Origin of the sequence: Aestuariivivens sediminicola (assembly GCF_022662015.1) — a bacterium.
GTDB classification, from domain to species: Bacteria; Bacteroidota; Bacteroidia; order Flavobacteriales; family Flavobacteriaceae; genus Aestuariivivens; species Aestuariivivens sediminicola.
Genome location: NZ_JAKMCM010000003.1, coordinates 33,693 through 51,885 on the forward strand (window position 1 = coordinate 33,693; position 18,193 = coordinate 51,885).

Annotated in this window: 12 protein-coding genes; 10 read left to right on the plus strand and 2 right to left on the minus strand. The window is 39.1% G+C overall.

Features of this window, described 5'->3' with window-relative positions:
• Window positions 1–40: 40 nt before the first annotated feature.
• From bshC to MR041_RS07715, 7 genes are all read left to right on the plus strand, one after another.
• Window positions 41–1,648: a bacillithiol biosynthesis cysteine-adding enzyme BshC gene (bshC, locus tag MR041_RS07685; RefSeq protein ID WP_242093034.1), complete on the plus strand. Its 1,608-nt coding sequence runs from the start codon at window positions 41–43 to the stop codon at window positions 1,646–1,648.
• A 2-nt stretch (window positions 1,649–1,650) separates the two neighbouring features.
• Entirely contained in the window at window positions 1,651–3,021 is a 1,371-nt protein-coding gene (locus MR041_RS07690) for a pyridoxal phosphate-dependent decarboxylase family protein (protein WP_242093035.1), read from the plus strand.
• A gap of 61 nt (window positions 3,022–3,082) precedes the next feature.
• The gene (gene guaA / locus MR041_RS07695) at window positions 3,083–4,618 is read left to right on the plus strand and encodes a glutamine-hydrolyzing GMP synthase (protein WP_242093036.1); all 1,536 of its coding nucleotides are present in this window, start codon (window positions 3,083–3,085) and stop codon (window positions 4,616–4,618) included.
• A 238-nt stretch (window positions 4,619–4,856) separates the two neighbouring features.
• Window positions 4,857–6,782 carry a LysM peptidoglycan-binding domain-containing protein gene (locus tag MR041_RS07700; protein WP_242093037.1) on the plus strand — a complete coding sequence of 642 codons (1,926 nt, stop codon included), beginning with the start codon at window positions 4,857–4,859 and terminating at the stop codon, window positions 6,780–6,782.
• Window positions 6,783–7,052: 270 nt separating this feature from the next.
• Window positions 7,053–8,690, plus strand: a complete 1,638-nt coding sequence (locus MR041_RS07705) for a CTP synthase (RefSeq protein WP_242093038.1) — start codon at window positions 7,053–7,055, stop codon at window positions 8,688–8,690.
• 115 nt (window positions 8,691–8,805) lie between these two features.
• A complete protein-coding gene (gene yidC, locus MR041_RS07710; protein ID WP_242093039.1) occupies window positions 8,806–10,701 on the plus strand; it encodes a membrane protein insertase YidC in 1,896 nt (631 codons plus the stop codon).
• A 106-nt stretch (window positions 10,702–10,807) separates the two neighbouring features.
• Window positions 10,808–11,536, plus strand: a complete 729-nt coding sequence (locus MR041_RS07715) for a toxin-antitoxin system YwqK family antitoxin (protein WP_242093040.1) — start codon at window positions 10,808–10,810, stop codon at window positions 11,534–11,536.
• An 88-nt stretch (window positions 11,537–11,624) separates the two neighbouring features.
• Here MR041_RS07715 and MR041_RS07720 read toward each other — a convergent pair whose 3' ends face one another.
• On the minus strand, window positions 11,625–13,022 hold the full coding sequence (locus MR041_RS07720; protein ID WP_242093041.1) for a fasciclin domain-containing protein: 1,398 nt from the start codon (window positions 13,020–13,022) through the stop codon (window positions 11,625–11,627).
• A gap of 177 nt (window positions 13,023–13,199) precedes the next feature.
• Here MR041_RS07720 and mnmA point away from each other — a divergent pair, with 177 nt between their 5' ends.
• Together mnmA and MR041_RS07730 are read left to right on the plus strand one after the other, a co-directional pair.
• Complete coding sequence (gene mnmA, locus MR041_RS07725; protein ID WP_242093042.1) at window positions 13,200–14,387, plus strand: tRNA 2-thiouridine(34) synthase MnmA; 1,188 nt, start codon at window positions 13,200–13,202, stop codon at window positions 14,385–14,387.
• Between the two features lie 120 nt (window positions 14,388–14,507).
• Window positions 14,508–15,449, plus strand: a complete 942-nt coding sequence (locus tag MR041_RS07730) for an NAD(P)H-dependent flavin oxidoreductase (protein ID WP_242093043.1) — start codon at window positions 14,508–14,510, stop codon at window positions 15,447–15,449.
• A gap of 112 nt (window positions 15,450–15,561) precedes the next feature.
• On the opposite strand, the gene MR041_RS07735 is transcribed toward MR041_RS07730, so the two are convergent.
• Window positions 15,562–16,503 carry a TolB family protein gene (locus MR041_RS07735; protein ID WP_242093044.1) on the minus strand — a complete coding sequence of 314 codons (942 nt, stop codon included), beginning with the start codon at window positions 16,501–16,503 and terminating at the stop codon, window positions 15,562–15,564.
• A 309-nt stretch (window positions 16,504–16,812) separates the two neighbouring features.
• On the opposite strand from MR041_RS07735, the gene MR041_RS07740 reads away from it, so the two are divergent.
• Window positions 16,813–18,189, plus strand: coding sequence for an MATE family efflux transporter (locus MR041_RS07740; protein ID WP_242093045.1), 1,377 nt, complete (start codon window positions 16,813–16,815; stop codon window positions 18,187–18,189).
• The last annotated feature ends 4 nt before the right edge of the window (window positions 18,190–18,193 follow it).

Consider the following 18,193-nt stretch of genomic DNA (forward strand, 5'->3'; position numbering starts at 1 on the left):
AATTGAATAACTGTATATTTACACAATTATAATTGGGCGCATGCAAAAAGAATTTATTTCATTTAGAGAGACCGGCTATTTTTCATCTTTTATCTGTGATTATCTGGATGAAAAACAAAGTTTAAAACCGTTCTTTAATCATTTTCCCAAAATAGAAAACTTTAGGAGGCAAATTGAAGAAAAAGAGCACTCAAAAGAGCTCTCCGAAGCCAAGAGGGATGTCCTGGTATCTGTTTTAAAAAAACAATATCAACAAGTCGATACCTCTGAAAAGACCGCATACAACATCGCTAGTTTGATCTCTGCAAATACCTTTACGATTACCACCGGGCATCAGTTAAATTTATTTACAGGACCATTGTATTTTTTATATAAAATCATTTCAACGATAAATCTCGCCGTGGCCTTAAAGGAGGCCTATCCAAACTATCACTTTGTACCGGTGTATTGGATGGCTACCGAGGATCACGATTTTGAAGAGATTAATTATTTTAATTTTCATGGTAAGCGGTTTCACTGGAATAAAAATGCCAAGGGAGCGGTTGGGAATTTGTCTACTGACGGACTCGATGAGGTTTTTAATTTATTTGCTAAAGACATAGGTCAGGGGAAGAATGCAAATGACATAAAAGAACTTTTTGAGCTGGCTTATTTAAAACATAACAATTTAACAGATGCCACGAGATATTTGGCGAATGCATTGTTTAAAGTTTATGGTTTGGTCATTATAGATGGGGCAGATAAGGCTTTAAAGAAGCAATTTGTGCCATTTATGACTGAGGAATTGATGCATCAAAGGGGTTTCTCTCAAGTTACACAAACCAATACTAAAATAAGTGAATTACCGGACAACTATACGATTCAGGTAAATCCCAGAGAAATTAATTTGTTTTATTTAAAAGACGGTTTAAGGGAACGTATAGTTGCCGAAAATGATACATTTAAAGTTGTTAATACAGCGATTAGCTTTAGTAAAGAGCAACTTTTAAATGAGCTTTCAACGTATCCGGAAAGGTTCTCACCAAATGTCATTATGCGTCCTTTGTATCAGGAGGTGATCTTACCCAACCTATGCTATATAGGTGGAGGGGGCGAATTGGCCTATTGGCTTCAGCTAAAGGAATACTTCAATGAAATGAATGTCATATTTCCCATTCTTTTGTTGCGGAATTCGGTGCTTATCCAATCCAAAAGTCAGGCTAAAAAACTTCAAAATTTAGGCATTCCAATACATGATGTCTTCTTAAACAGAGCTACTTTTATAAATAAAAGGGTGAGGGAAATTTCCAATATAGATATTAATTTCTCGGCTCAAAAAGCACATTTAAAGGCCCAGTTCAAGGCACTTTACGAGCTTGCTGAAAGCACGGATAAATCGTTCTTAGGAGCGGTTAAAGCCCAAGAAGTAAAGCAGTTAAATGGCTTGGACAAGTTAGAAAAAAGACTTCTCAAGGCCCAAAAAAGAAAATTGTCCGACGAGGTGTCTCGTATGACTGAGCTTCAGAATGAATTGTTTCCAAATCAAGGGTTGCAGGAACGCAATACCAACTTCTCTGAGTTTTATCTGGAATATGGAGCAGATCTCATCCCTGAGTTGGTGAAAGCCTTAAATCCTTTAAATAATGAATTTGTTATTCTAAACATTTAGTAATGCATAAAATTGATATCGAATTGATAGAAATGACCTTAGATGTCATGAAATACGCCATCGAACGGATTTCGTCTACCAATCCAAAGATTGGCAAACCAAAGAAAGAAGCGGCCTTAAAGGCTATGGTCGGCGAAACGATTACCAAGGAGGGTATCGGTGGTGAATATGCATTTAATCTTTGGAAAAAGTATTTAATGAAAGCAACGGTTCCGATAGACCATCCGAGACATTTGGCATTCGTGCCTGCATCTCCAACCAGAGCTGCAATCATGTTTGACCTGGTAACTTCGGCATCCAGTGTCCACGGTGCGTATTGGATGGAAGGTGCAGGTGCTATTTTCTGTGAGAACGAGGCCATGAAATGGATCGTATCATTAACCGGTATGCCTGAGGGTACTTTCGGCGTGTTCACCAGTGGAGGTACAGCAGCAAATTTGTCTGCCATTGTTACGGCGAGAGAGCATTGGCGGGAGGAAGAATCCAATAAAAATGAAAAGGGCTTAATTATCACCTCAGTTGGTGCGCATTCTTCAATTAAGGCCATGGCTCAGGTAGCAGATGTCGATATTTTACTGGTAGATTCTGAAGAAAAACTAACCGGAGCCGATCTGCGCAATGCGATAGATCAATTACATACACATGAGCGTAAACGTTTGTTTGCCGTTGTTGCAACGGGGGGAACCACCAACGCAGGCATTATAGACGATTTGGAAGGGATTGCCCAAATTTGCGGTGACGAAAAATTATGGTTTCATGTCGATGCCGCTTATGGAGGAGGGGCTCTTGCTGCGGATTCTGTAAGGCACCTCTTTAATGGGATCGAAAAAGCAGATAGTGTGACCATCGATCCGCATAAATGGATGTTTTCACCATACGATTGTGGTGCCGTTATTTATAAATATCCGGAACTTGCAAAGAAGGCGCATTCACAGGAGGGGTCCTATTTGGAAATATTTAAGGATGAAGGGGCACAGGGCTTTAATCCGGCCGATTATCAGATACAGTTGACACGAAGGGTCAGAGGGCTGCCTTTGTGGTTTTCGCTAGCTACACATGGCACCGATAAATACAAAATAGCAGTTGAACGTGGTTTGGAATTAGCCCAAATTGCGGGATCCATGATTGAAAAAATGCCCCATGTGGAATTGGTAAGAGCGCCGAGTTTATCGTGTGTCCTGTACCGCAGGATAGGATGGACACCTGAAGATTATAAGCAGTGGACATACGATAACCACAAGAAAGGCTTCGCTTTGGTTGCTCCGACCAAATGGAAAATAGGACAGGATTTCGAGACCGTGTCGCGTTTCTGTTTTATTAACCCGCACACAACTAAAAAAGATATTGAACAAATTTTAAATTCAATGGCTTAAAAAAATCAAAAAAATAAGCTAAGGTGATACGTCAATCTAAAATCAATTATTACTTTTGCGCATGCAACACGACAAGGTATTAATTTTAGACTTCGGATCGCAATATACCCAACTTATTGGGCGTCGCGTCAGAGAACTCAACATCTACTCCGAAATTCATCCATTTAATAAAATCCCATCCAACATTAATGAATTTAAGGCGGTTATCCTCTCAGGAAGCCCGTATTCTGTGCGGGGAGAAGAGGCCCTTCATCCGGACCTGTCGCTGATTCGTGGTCAGAAACCATTGTTGGCAGTATGTTATGGAGCGCAGTATTTGGCGCATTTTTCAGGTGGCGAGGTGGCGCCATCCAACACACGGGAATACGGTCGCGCTAATTTAGCCTATATTAAAGGTGATGAGATCTTTTTCAGTAAAATAGAAGAGGGTACCCAGGTGTGGATGAGTCATAGTGATACCATAAAGCATTTGCCGGATAAAGCCGTCCTAATGGCGAGTACCAACGACGTTAAAAATGCAGCCTATCGTATAGATGGAGAATCGACCTATGCCATTCAATTTCATCCAGAAGTATACCATACTAAAGATGGAAAACAACTCCTGGAAAATTTCTTAGTTAAAATTGCAGGATTAAACCAAGATTGGACACCTCAATCCTTTGTAGAGGAGACTGTTGAGGCACTCCAGTTGAAACTGGGAAAGGATAAGGTGGTATTGGGGCTCTCCGGGGGTGTGGATTCTACTGTTGCTGCAGTATTATTGAATAAGGCAATTGGGAAGAATCTCTACTGTATTTTTGTGAATAACGGATTACTTCGGAAGAATGAGTTTGAAAATGTGCTGAACCAGTACGAAGGTATGGGACTCAACGTGAAAGGCGTTGATGCGACCAATAGGTTTTTGGAAGCCTTAAAAGGGATTATGGACCCCGAAGAAAAGCGAAAGGCCATTGGTAATGCTTTTATTGAGGTTTTTGATGATGAAGCGCACAAGATTGAGGATGTCGATTGGTTGGCGCAAGGGACTATTTATCCTGATGTGATAGAAAGTGTTTCGGCTACCGGAGGACCTTCGGCAACGATAAAGAGCCACCATAACGTTGGTGGTTTGCCGGATGTTATGAAACTCAACATAGTGGAACCCCTTAAAGCACTGTTTAAAGACGAAGTGAGGCGTGTAGGTGCGACTTTGGGTATTGATCCTGAACTTTTGGGAAGACACCCGTTTCCCGGTCCGGGTTTAGGTATCCGTATATTGGGTGATATTACCGCTGAAAAAGTGCGTATACTTCAGGAAGTTGATGCTATTTTTATTAATGGATTAAAGCACTGGGGGCTCTATGATAAAGTGTGGCAGGCAGGTGCGATGTTATTACCTGTAGAAAGTGTGGGTGTTATGGGGGATGAACGGACCTATGAAAAGTGCGTTGCTCTAAGGGCTGTTGAAAGTACAGATGGGATGACTGCCGACTGGGTGAACCTGCCTTATGAGTTTCTGCAAAGAACTTCGAATGATATCATAAATAAGGTAAAAGGTGTTAACAGAGTTGTCTATGATATAAGTTCCAAACCACCTGCAACGATTGAGTGGGAATAAAATAAATGGTATTTTTGGCACGCTTTTCTCTCTGGAATTTACTTTAATTAAGTATTTTTATAGCTTCATGTAAGTTTGAGCCCAATCATATTACAATATGTTAGGGAGAGAGAACGCATTTGGGTTGTTTGGCATATTATGTGCAATACAGAATGGGAATGCAGTTTAACAGACATCTCGAATGCCAAAAATAGACGTATATAAGCTATTTATTAAGAGTTTTACAACGCAAAAGCATATGAATAGATTACTTTCTGTAGTAGTTGTAACGGTATTGTTTTCAATAGCTGTGAAGGCCCAGAACTTTAGCACACACAAGGTTCAGAAGGGAGAAACGGTCGAGGACATTGCGAATCGCTATTATCTCACTCCTTTTGATATTTACAGTTTAAATCCGGATGCCAAAACAAAACTTAAGCCCAACACTATTTTAATTATTCCGATCTCCAAATCAAAGATACCGAAGGTCACCATAGTTAGGGAATTGGAAGGATTTAAGTCGCATAGAGTAAAGAAAAAAGAGACCTTGTACAGTTTGGCAAAGCTGTATGAGGTGACAGAGGCTGAAATAAAAAAACACAATACATTTCTGTATGCTAATCCGTTAAGAAAGGGAGATAAACTTCAAATACCGGTCTTTAAGACAACCGAGTTGATTGAAGAACCGAACGTAACCCGAACCTACAAGGTGTTGCCTAAAGAAGGTAAATGGCGAATCGCCTATAAGTTTGGAATTACAATACAAGAGTTGGAAGCTTTAAACCCGGATATGGGTGAGGTCTTACAGGAAGGTCAGGAAATTAATGTTCCGAACTTAGAGGCTACTGAAGAAAAAGAGATCGACGACCGCTTTAGTTATTATAAGGTATTGCCAAAAGAGGGATTTTACCGTTTGAAAGTGAAATTGGGTGTTACAGAAGACGAGTTGGAAACCCTTAACCCCGGTCTCAGGGAAAGTGGTTTAAAGGTCGGCATGATCTTAAAAATTCCCTATTCAAAATCCTATGCCGCCGGAGAGGAAAGTAATAGGGTTAACCTTTTAGATAGTCTCACTGATTTTTCTCAAAAGCATATTGCAGTCATGTTGCCCTTCAGGTTGAATCGGGTTGATTATGACTCGATTGCGGCAACGAAATTGAGTATTCAAAAGGATCCCTATTTAAAAGCATCCTTAGATTTTCATTCCGGAGTGTTGATGGCTATCGATTCTTTAAGAAAATTGGGGATTTCACTTAAGGTCGATGTGTATGATACCAAGAATGAAATAAGTGAGGTTACCAGGATTTTAAACGGTCATGATTTTGAGTCTGTAGATGCTGTTATTGGCCCCTTGGTATCGCGAAATTTTGAACGGGTGGCCACCGAATTACAAAAATATAATACACCGGTTGTGTCGCCTACGGGTTCCAACTTGAGATTACTGGACAATGTATTTCAAACAAGAGTTCCGGATGAACTGCTTAAAGATAAGATCATACGTTTTGTAAAATCTGACACCGTAGTCAAGAATATCATAGTAATTGCAGATTCAAAGAACCAAAGCACGGCCAATGAATTGAAAAATGAATTTAACCAGGCCAGAGTGGTTTATTCTCGGAGAGACGAAGAAGGTAAAGACAGTTTTTATGTCATCAAGGAGGATATAGAAAATGTATTAATACCGGGTGATAACCTGGTGTTTTTGGAAACCCAGAATGAGGGATTTGCCTCTAATGCAATAAGTATTCTCGCTTCTTTAATTAGGAAAGAGGATATAGATGAAGGTATTGAAGAAGTTCAGATCAGATTGGTTACAACGCACTACAACAACGCCTTTGAAGGTGATGAAATTTCCAATCAGCACCTATCAAAGCTCCGATTTCATTATGCCAGTGGCGCTCGAATTTACAATGAAAATGACCTGAGCTTTTTCGTAAAAGAATATGAGAGAAAATACCATGTCATGCCGAGCAATCGGGCAGTGAAGGGGTTCGATCTCACCATGGACGTTGTTTTGCGATTGGTGGCATCAGAGGATCTCTATGCATCGGTTACCCTGGCACCCTTAACAGAATACCTGGAAAATAAATTTGCTTACAAGAAAAAACTTGTTGGCGGGTATTATAACGAGGCGCTGTATTTATTGAAACATGAAGATTTAACTGTAGTTGAAGTTAAACAATAAGCCTGAACGAACACCATTTTTTGTTTGATTGCGATAGGCCTGTATAGCGGATGTTATCTGTTGTTCTCTTAATCTCTTTTTTGCTGTCCTTTTCAAAGCATCCACTGTTTCACTTGGGGGCAATTTGCTTGATTTATATCAAAACCATTAAGGACTTAAAGTCATATGACTTGGATGGTTTATTGTTGATAAAGTGCAATAAATATCTAAAAACTTATTCGGGTATAACTGTTTTAATTTTGTAAATTTGCCTGCGTTTATAAGCGCATCATGACAAACACTACAAAATATATTTTCGTTACGGGAGGTGTTTCATCGTCTTTGGGAAAGGGAATTATAGCAGCATCTTTAGCGAAATTGTTACAAGCACAGGGGTACCGAGTTACAATTCAAAAGTTCGATCCCTATATCAATGTAGATCCGGGCACTCTTAATCCTTATGAACATGGTGAGTGTTATGTTACAGAAGATGGTGCAGAGACCGATTTGGATTTAGGACATTACGAACGTTTTTTAAATACACCAACAAGTCAGGCCAATAATGTAACTACCGGCCGCATATACCAAAGTGTCATCCAGAAAGAGCGTCAAGGGGAGTTTTTAGGAAAAACGGTACAGGTGATACCCCATATTACCGATGAGATTAAAGATCGTATACAGATATTGGGTAATTCAGGTGATTTCGATATTGTAATAACAGAAATAGGGGGAACCGTTGGTGATATTGAGTCCTTACCTTACATTGAAGCGGTACGACAATTGCGTTGGGATTTGGGTCAGCAGAATGTAATTGTAATCCATTTGACCTTGATACCCTATTTATCGGCTGCCGGAGAGTTAAAGACAAAACCCACGCAGCATAGTGTTAAAACCTTGATGGAGAGTGGGGTACAGGCCGATGTTTTGGTCTGCCGTACAGAACATGAACTACCCTATGAACTGCGTCGAAAACTGGCCTTATTTTGCAATGTTGAGGAAAATGCGGTTATCCAGTCGATTGATGCCTCAACGATTTACGATGTGCCTAATTTTATGTTGGATGAAGGATTGGATAAAGTTGTTTTAAAAAAATTGGGATTAGAATGCAGGACACCGGATTTTAAAGGTTGGAATGCGTTCTTGAAAAGACATAAGAACCCTAAAACGGAGGTAAATATTGGTTTAATTGGTAAATATGTCGAGTTGCAGGATTCGTATAAATCCATTTTAGAATCTTTTATTCATGCCGGGGCGGAAAATGAAGTGAAAGTGAATGTGGAATCGATCCATTCTGAATATTTAAATACTGATAATATTAAATTAAAGTTATCGCACCTCGATGGTGTGCTTGTGGCTCCTGGTTTCGGAGAGCGCGGGATTGAAGGTAAAATAGATGCCGTAAAATACGTAAGAGAAAACAATATCCCATTTTTCGGCATATGCCTGGGTATGCAAATGGCAGTCATAGAATTTTCACGTCATGTTTTGGGAATTGCGGATGCAGATTCAACAGAAATGAATCCTGATACCCCGAATCCTGTTATCGATCTCATGGAGGAACAAAAATCCATAACAGATAAGGGCGGTACGATGCGACTGGGGGCCTGGTCGTGCGATTTAAAAAAGGGAAGCAAAGCATATAATATCTATAAGGAAGAAACCATAAAGGAACGTCATAGACACCGCTATGAATTTAATGGGGTCTATAGAGAACAGATTGAGGCCGCTGGAATGATTGCAACAGGTCTTAACCCGGATACCGGATTGGTTGAAATTATTGAAATACCGGAACATCCCTGGTTTATTGGGGTTCAGTATCACCCGGAATACAGCAGTACTGTAGCGCGTCCTCATCCCTTGTTTGTGGCATTTGTGAAGGCTGCCTTAAAACATAAAACAAAAAAGAAAGGTGTCAGTATGGCACAGTAATAGGTTTGGACGGCTTTTTGCTAAGCGATTAACATTCCTGATTGGAGCCGGAAAAAGGCAACATGACAAAGCTAAGATGCAGTAGGGAATCGTTTTTAATTGATTTAACACAACTATGGAAGAAAGAAAATTAGACATTAATTCTATCATTGGGTTTATCCTTATTTTTGGAATTTTAATGTATATGCTGTGGCAAAACCAGCCGACCCCTGAGGAACTTGAAGCACAGGAAAAGGCGAAACAGGAACAGGTTGAAGCAACAGATAACAATCAGGAAAAGCAGCAACAAGCTCCGGTTAATGCAAACATCGATGAGGTCATTATTGGTGAAGCTACAGATTCCCTACAATTTGTAAAGTTTCAAAATGCATTAGGGGCATTTGCCTATTCTGCCATGAATGCCTCGGATGAGGATGTCGTTTTTGAGAATGATTTATTGGCCCTTAAATTCAGTAATAAAGGAGGCTATTTGTCTGAAGTGATGTTAAAGGAATTTGTCGATTATAACGATGAACCAATCTACCTGATAAAAGACAGCAATGCGAATTTCAATATCAATTTTGGTACCTCGGATAGTAGAATATTAAACACTAAAGATTTATATTTTTCCCCATCCGTTACAAAAAGCGGGGATAATACTATAGTCTCTATGAAACTTAAGGTTTCCGAGCGTAAATTTTTAGAGTACCGTTACGACATAAAACCAAATGATTATATGATTGGTTTTACAATACGGTCTCAGGGATTAAATGGTATTATTAACAGTTCACAGGAGATCAAATTGGATTGGGATCTCAAAGGGTACCGTCATGCCAAAAGTATCTCATACGAAAACCGTTATACCGATATCCATTATCAATACGAAGGTGATAAGGATGATTATACGGGAGCCCGTGATGCCGATGAGGATATAAAAGAGGTCTCATGGATAGGTTATAAGCAGCATTTCTTTTCATCTGTACTGCTCACTGACACGCCGTTTAAAACGGTACGAATAAAAGCTGAGAATTTAGTTCAGGATGAAGATGTGGATACACTCTATACTAAAAATTTTGCCTCGGGCATCCCATTGGAATTGGAAGGTGGTGAATTCAATAATGTAATGGATTTGTATTATGGCCCCAACGATTATAAAATTGTAACCGCTTACGATAGAAACCTGGATGAGCTTATTCCCTTTGGTTGGGGTATTTTTGGTTGGATCAACAGATATGTGTTCATGCCTCTGTTTGGTTTTCTCGGCAGCTTCCTGCCTTACGGAATTGCCATTATCGTGATGACCATTTTAGTGCGAATTGTCATGTCCCCGGTAACCTATAAGTCCTATGTCTCTCAGGCTAAGATGAAAGTTATTAAACCTGAGATTACAGAGATTTCAAATAAATATAAAGATAATGCCATGAAGAAGCAGCAGGAAACTATGGCGTTATACAGTAAAGCAGGAGTAAGTCCAATGGCAGGATGTTTGCCGGCTTTAATGCAGTTGCCGGTCTTTTATGCCTTGTTCCAGTTTTTTCCATCTGCATTTGATTTAAGACAAAAAAGTTTCCTTTGGGCAGAAGATCTATCTTCATACGACACCATTGCGGAACTTCCGTTTCGAATTCCACTATATGGCGATCATGTGAGTTTGTTTCCGATCTTGGCCTCACTGGCTATTTTCTTCTACATGCGCATGACAACCGGGCAGCAAATGGCGTCTCAGCCTACCCAGGAGGGTATGCCTGACATGGGTAAGATGATGAAGTATATGATTTATTTTTCACCTTTAATGATGTTGGTGTTCTTTAATAACTATGCTTCTGGTTTGAGTTTGTATTACTTCATATCCAATTTGATTACCATCGGTATCATGTTGGTCATCAAGAATTATATTATTGATGAAGATAAAATACATGCCAAGATTCAGGAAAATAAAAAGAAGCCGAAAAAGGAAAATCGCTTTCAACGAAAAATGAAAGAAATGATGGAGCAGGCGGAAAAACAAAAACAGTCGCAAAAACGCAGATGAGAATATAAAGTATAACAAAAAGCTGTCATGTAATTGATAGCTTTTTTTTGTCAGGTATAATTTGAATAAAATTTTACCGTTTTTAGAATGTATTAAATCAGAGAATATGCAGAATCATAAGATATTTATCATTTTCTATTTACTGGGTATTTTCATTATATCGGCCCAGGAGATCAATCAGTTTGATGCTGATGGCGAGCGCCACGGGGTGTGGAAAAAGCATTATGAAGGGACGGAGGTATTGCGCTATGAAGGCACATTTTTTCATGGAAAGGAAGTGGGAACATTTAAGTTTTACAAGAATGTTGACGGCAAACCAATTTTGGCGGCGACCAAGGTGTTTAATCGGTCTGACCATAGCGCCAACGTTACATTTTATAACGATTCCGGAAAACTGATAAGCGAAGGTGAATTGAATGGTAAAATTTATGTCGGCACCTGGAAATATTATCAAAATAATGGAAAAGATGTATTGACCTTAGAACACTATAACGAGCATGGTGAACTCCATGGAGAACGATTCGTTTATTATGATAACGGCGAACTCGCAGAATCACAAATTTATAATAGTGGTAAATTAGAAGGTGTGTGCAAATGGTATTCCGAGGAAGGTGTGGTATTAAAAGAGTTCGTTTATGTTAAGGGTGAACTTCATGGACCGGCTAAATATTTCAATCCTAAGGGAGATCTAATAACAGAGGGTCAATATAAGAAAGGCAAGAAAACAGGGGTATGGAAGTTTTATGAACAGGGCCTTTTAGTAAAAGAAAAGGATTTTACCTATAAGCCAAAATATGTGAAAGTAAATGGTAAATACAAAAAAACTCCCCAATAATGGGGAGCTTCTTTCTCATAGACAATTTTAGAGAACATTTACGCTGTCTATGAACATCAACAAACCAAACTAATCAAAAAATGAAATCTTATGGCGTTGGTGGTAATATAACCTTGTCAATGACATGTACCACTCCATTTATCGCCTGAATATCTATTAAACTTGTTACTATATTTGAAACACGATCATTCGCATCTATAATTGTAAAATTGCTGGTATCTGCAGTCACATCTCCTCCTAAGGTTGGAACTGGTCCGGATTGCAACTGACCGGATTGCACATTGGCACCAACGATATGATGTAACAACACGGCGTCAACAGTTTCGGTAGCAATATCGGTAAGCGCACTCGCATTAAGCTCTGCCAATAAGTCAGCAAAGGCGTCATTTGTTGGAGCGAATACAGTGAATGGACCTGCATTCGGGTCGGATACAGTAGTCAGGTAAGGTACCGTTGGTGTTCCAGAATCGGCATAAGCTAAAGTCTCAACCAACAGTGATAAAGCCGGATTCGATACTGCGAAAGTGGCTATAGTTGGCAAAGTGATCACTTGATCGACCGCATGGATTACCCCGTTAGTAGCTACAATATCCGCTTCAGTTACGGATGACAATCCATTGAACATAACACCATCAGTTGCATCAAAATATAAACTTAGGTAGTTCATATCAGGTCCTGTGGCCAATGTATTGGAATATCCTGCACCTAGGTCAACTAAAGTAGAAGACATTACCACATCACCTAAAACATGGTTCAAAAGTACATTAACCAAGGCATCTCCGGTTGGAATACTAGGTAGCGCAGCAAAGGCATCATTATCAGGTAACAATACGGTGAACGTACCAGGACTACTTAACACATTAACCAATTCTGGTGTTAAAGCACCAGCTACAATTTTGAAATCTGGATTGGCAACTGCAAAGGTCGCAATGGATGGCAATCCAATTACTTGATCTATAATATGAATGGTACCGTTCATCGCAGTGATATCTGCACCATTCTCTACAACAGAAGCTGTCCCATTAAACATCACTCCGTTGCTGGTATCAAAATAAAGGCTCATTTTTTCGCCTCCGGCACCGTCCGCATTCGTTTTAGCATAACCGCTACCGGCACTTACTAAATCCGTAGATTTCACATCTCCTGAAATCACATGATTCAAAAGTACTTGTTGTAAAACAGCCGGATCGATATCGGAAATTTGATTCCATGATGGTTCGCTATCAAGTAATGCTTGAAATGCGTCATTGGTCGGAGCTAAAACTGTAAATGGTCCTGAACCATTGAGTACTGAAGCTAAATTCCCATCGGCCCTGTTTAAGGCTTCTACTAGACCGCTCAAGTTCGGAGAAGCCAGTGCAAGCTCCGTAATTGTCATCTCCTGAGGGTTGATGGTTACTGGGGCATCGTCATCCATACAGGACAAATTCATTACGCTAATCGTGAGCGTAAGAACCATAATTTTAAAAACTTTTGTAATTTTCATAGTGCGTAATTTTATTGTTTTGTTTAGCAAAAGTAAAAATAAATTAAACAATAAACAAGTATTTGTTCAAAAAAAATTAAAAATTCTTAAACAAAATACCGTTCAACCAATGAAAATCGCATATATAATGTAGGTTTTCCTAATATCATTATCTTTGCACACTAATTTTTTGTAATCATGAAACGTGTCGTTGTAGGACTTTCAGGAGGTGTGGATTCGAGTGTTGCTGCCTATCTATTAAAGGAGCAGGGTTATGAGGTTATTGGTTTGTTCATGAAAAATTGGCATGATGATTCTGTTACCATATCAAACGAATGTCCGTGGTTAGACGACAGTAATGACGCAATGTTAGTTGCGGAAAAATTAAATATACCTTTTCAAACCATAGATTTAAGTGTTCAGTATAAGGAACGCATTGTCGATTATATGTTTCATGAATATGAAAAAGGCAGAACACCAAATCCGGATGTGCTTTGTAATCGGGAAATAAAGTTCGACGTATTCATGAAAATTGCTATGGAGTTGGGCGCTGATTTTGTTGGGACCGGACACTATTGCAGAAAGGAAACGGTTTTAGAAAATGGACAATATGTTCACAGATTGCTTGCCGGTGTTGATAAAAATAAAGACCAATCGTATTTTCTGTGTCAACTATCCCAAGACCAATTAGCCAAAGCACTATTTCCTATTGGTGAACTCACTAAACCTCAAGTTCGTGATATTGCGGCAAAACTGGATTTAGTTACAGCGGAGAAGAAAGATTCCCAGGGTTTGTGTTTTATTGGAAAAGTTAAATTGCCCGAGTTTTTGCAACAACAATTAAAACCCAAGGAGGGGATCATTGTTGAAATACCTGAAAGTAAAGAAGTCTTTCATGAGGTTGAAACGCATTTTCGTTCAGAGGAGGAAAAGTTGAAATACCTTTCAAGAAAGATACATTATAAAGTGTCAGATGGTGCCATTGTAGGTAAGCATCAAGGGGCGCATTATTTTACCAAAGGACAGCGAAAAGGATTGGCCGTTGGAGGTACTCCCGATCCTTTATTTGTGATTGATACCGATGTGAAGGAAAACGTTATTTACACCGGACAGGGTAAAGAACACCCCGGCTTATTAAAAAAGGTGTTATTCGTAAGTAATGATGAATTGCATTGGATTCGAGAAGATATGGCACTTCGTCCAGGTGAAACGATGTCGGTTATGGCAAGGATTCGGTATCGACAAGCTCTAGAAAGAGCCGTGCTTCATAAAGTTGATTCCGGTCTTTATGTCGAGTTTGAAAATAAACAATCTGCCATTACGGAGGGTCAATTTGTGGCCTGGTATGTGAAGGATGAGTTGCTGGGTTCGGGAGTAATTGCGTAGAACTGAATATTTGAGATAAAACGAATCTCTGAAGAAGGTCATTTTTCATGAAATGACACTTGAATTTTCAGGATACTCCCAAAATGTCTAAATTTCAACTCTTTTAATACTTCAGGCTTTATGGCTAATAGAATTACAAAACTTTTCAATATTAAATACCCCATAGTTCAGGCTGGGATGGTTTGGAACAGTGGTTGGCGATTAGCTTCGGCTGCGAGTAATTCGGGAATACTAGGCCTCCTCGGCGCGGGATCCATGTATCCGGAAGTGCTTCGTGAACACATTCAGAAATGTAAACTGGCGACCAATAAATCCTTTGGAGTGAATGTGCCCATGTTGTATCCCAATATTAATGATCTCATGGATATCATTGTTGAGGAAGATGTCAAAATTGTCTTTACCTCAGCTGGAAACCCGAAAACATGGACAACCTGGTTAAAGGAAAGAGGTATTACAGTGGTACACGTAGTGAGTAGTGCGAAGTTTGCCCTTAAGGCTCAGGATGCCGGTGTTGATGCCATCGTTGCCGAAGGATTTGAGGCAGGGGGTCATAATGGTCGTGACGAAACGACAACTTTGGCCTTAATCCCAATGGTCAAGGAGCAGATTCATATTCCAATAATTGCAGCAGGAGGGATTGCTACCGGAGCAGCTATGCTGGCTACTATGGTTTTAGGAGCAGAAGGTGTACAGATTGGTAGTCGCTTTGCGGCCAGTGAAGAAAGTTCATCACACCTGAATTTCAAGGAAGCCGTTGTAAACGTAAAAGAAGGTGATACCCAATTAACATTAAAAGAATTAGCCCCGGTTCGCTTGATAAAAAACAAGTTCTATCATGACATACAAGAGCTTTATAAAAAGGGTCCAACCGAAGATGAACTGAAAACATTATTAGGTAGGGCCAGAGCCAAAAAAGGTATGTTTGAGGGTGATCTGGATGAGGGTGAATTGGAAATAGGCCAGATAGCCGGGTTGATCCATGATGTCAAACCTGTAGCTCAAATTGTCGAGACGCTTCTGAGTGAGTTTGAAGAGGCCAAAAGGAAGATACCCAATCTTTAGTACACTTACCACATTCAAATGGTATTTTGAGGGCTTTTATAAGAACTCCCTTCCTCATCAGGCTTTTCCATTTGAAAATGAATTTAGGTATAACACCAAAATAAAATAAGGCTTACTTATTTACTTTTAAGGTATCAACAGCTATGCGATACAATCTGCTTAATCCATTGTCATACCGATGTAGTTCTGAAAATAAGTCTTCAATGGAGAGGTGTGCATTGAACTGGGTTTTGGTGTTATCCCGTTTACTCGTAAAATAGAGCATACCATTTTTTGTATCCATGAAGGGACAATAATCCATTTTATTTGAATTTATAATGTCACCCATATTTTTGGCAACTGACCAATTATTTCCGGTCTTATAACTTATATACAGATCACCACTGCCATAACCATCTTCTCTATTATAAGCGCCAAAAATTAAATAGGATTCATCAGGAGCAATATAGGCATTGTATTCATAGCTCTTCGAATTAATGCTCTCAGGCAATGGATGAGGTTCCAGATAGGTCCCGCTATGGTATTCGCTCATGTAAATGTCATCTTTCCGATCCAGAGACGTATTATCTCTGGTAAAGTATAAATTTCCATTTTCGGCAAGAGATGGATAAAATTCACCATATGCCGTATTGATAGGATGCCCCATATGTTTTGGCCTAGACCATCCTTCGTTTAGGGAAGTACGCTCGACATACCAAATATCAAAATCTTTGGATTCCTTTAAATTGGGGGATAAAGGACGCGATGATACAAAATAAAGTTTTAAACCATCTGGTGAAAAACAAGGTTCCAAATCAAAATACTGACCCGAAAAGGGAGCCGTTTGCATATGACCCCAGGAATCATTTTCTTTTTTTAAATAAATGATGGTCGAAAGATTTCCCATTATGCTCTGAGCAGTAAACATAAGTTCGTTGCCATCGGGCGACATGGTGAGATCCCTTACATTTGGAAATTTCTGAACCATTTCAGGTATAAAAGGTGTAACCAGAGGTTGTTGAGAATATCCACTGATAAAAATTAACAGAGCATAAAAGAGACATAGTCGATTCATATATGTGATTTTAATCAAAAGCCAGATAACAAAAAGGGGAAAAATTGATTTTCCCCTCTCAATATCGAAACGTATAAGCTTGAAGTATTTTTTAATCCCTATAAAATAAAAGCTAAATGTTCCTATATATATTTTTATAATTTCAGGTTCGGTATATGGTCGGGGAATCTTCTGATGTCCAAAGGTATAAAAAATAAACCATTGGTTATAAGCAGATTAATTATATTTATTAACAATTCTGAGTCCTATTTGACTAAATCTTTTTTTCAAACCTTAATATAACCGAGAAGTAAAGTTTATTTTTGCCTGATGTTATTAAACAATTACACCAAAGAGTTTAAATACAACTGGCAATTGGCTGCTCCCGTTATGCTTGGCATGTTAGGCCATACCTTTGTTAGTTTTATAGATAATATTATGGTGGGACAGCTGGGGACTGCAGAGTTGGCAGCAGTATCCCTGGGTAATAGTTTTATGTTTATTGCGATGTCATTGGGTATTGGTTTTAGCACTGCCATTACACCATTGATAGCTGAAGCCGATTCAGCAAATAACTTCTTAAAAGGAAAATCTGCCTTCAAACATGGTTTAGTTTTATGTACAGCCCTGGGGGTGTTTCTATTTTTGATGGTGTTCTTTTCCAAACCATTGATGTTTTTTATGAAACAGCCGGAAGAGGTTGTTGTGCTTGCCATTCCATATTTAGATCTGGTGGCTTTTTCTTTAATTCCTTTGGTGATATTTCAAGCTTTCAAGCAGTTTAGTGATGGCTTATCGATGACCAAATATCCCATGTATGCTACTCTTTTGGCGAACATTGTGAATGTCATACTCAATTATATTTTAATTTTTGGTAAGTTTGGTTTTCCGTCTTTAGGTATTGTAGGTGCGGCCTATGGAACATTAGCATCTCGATTTATAATGGTGGGTTATTTATGGTACTTATTAAAAGGTAAGGAGAAATCAAAAGCCTATGTCACCCAGATTAAATTCTTTGTTTTAAACAAATTAATGATGAGGAAAATAATTAACCTGGGTGCGCCAAGTTCAATGCAAATGTTTTTTGAAGTTGCTATTTTTACTGCGGCGATCTGGCTAAGTGGTTTGCTAGGCAAGAATCCGCAAGCAGCAAATCAAATAGCTCTCAACCTGTCGTCTATGACGTTTATGGTCGCAATGGGGTTAAGCGTTGCCTCTATGATAAGGGTGGGTAATCAGAAAGGTTTGAAGGCGTATAAAGAGCTGCGACGTATTTCGTTTTCATTGTTCCTAATGGGAACCCTGTTTGCCATAAGTTTTGCAGTTTTTTTCTTTGCCTTTCATAATCAATTACCCAAACTGTATTTAGATTACGACGATGTGATTAACTTGAATGATAATACCATGGTATTGCAGATAGCCTCGAATCTTTTAATTGCAGCAGCGGTATTCCAGATAAGTGATAGTATACAAGTAATTGTTCTGGGGGCATTAAGAGGTTTGCAAGATGTTAAGATTCCGACACTGATAACTTTTGTTTCTTATTGGTTGGTTGGTTTTCCTGTGAGTTGGTTTTTAGGGAAGGAAGAGGCCTATGGTAGTTTTGGTATTTGGTTAGGCTTATTGGCAGGCTTAACAACCGCCGCCATATTATTGTATCTTAGATTTAATTATCTAACTAAAAAATTAATTTTGTCAAACAACTAAAATG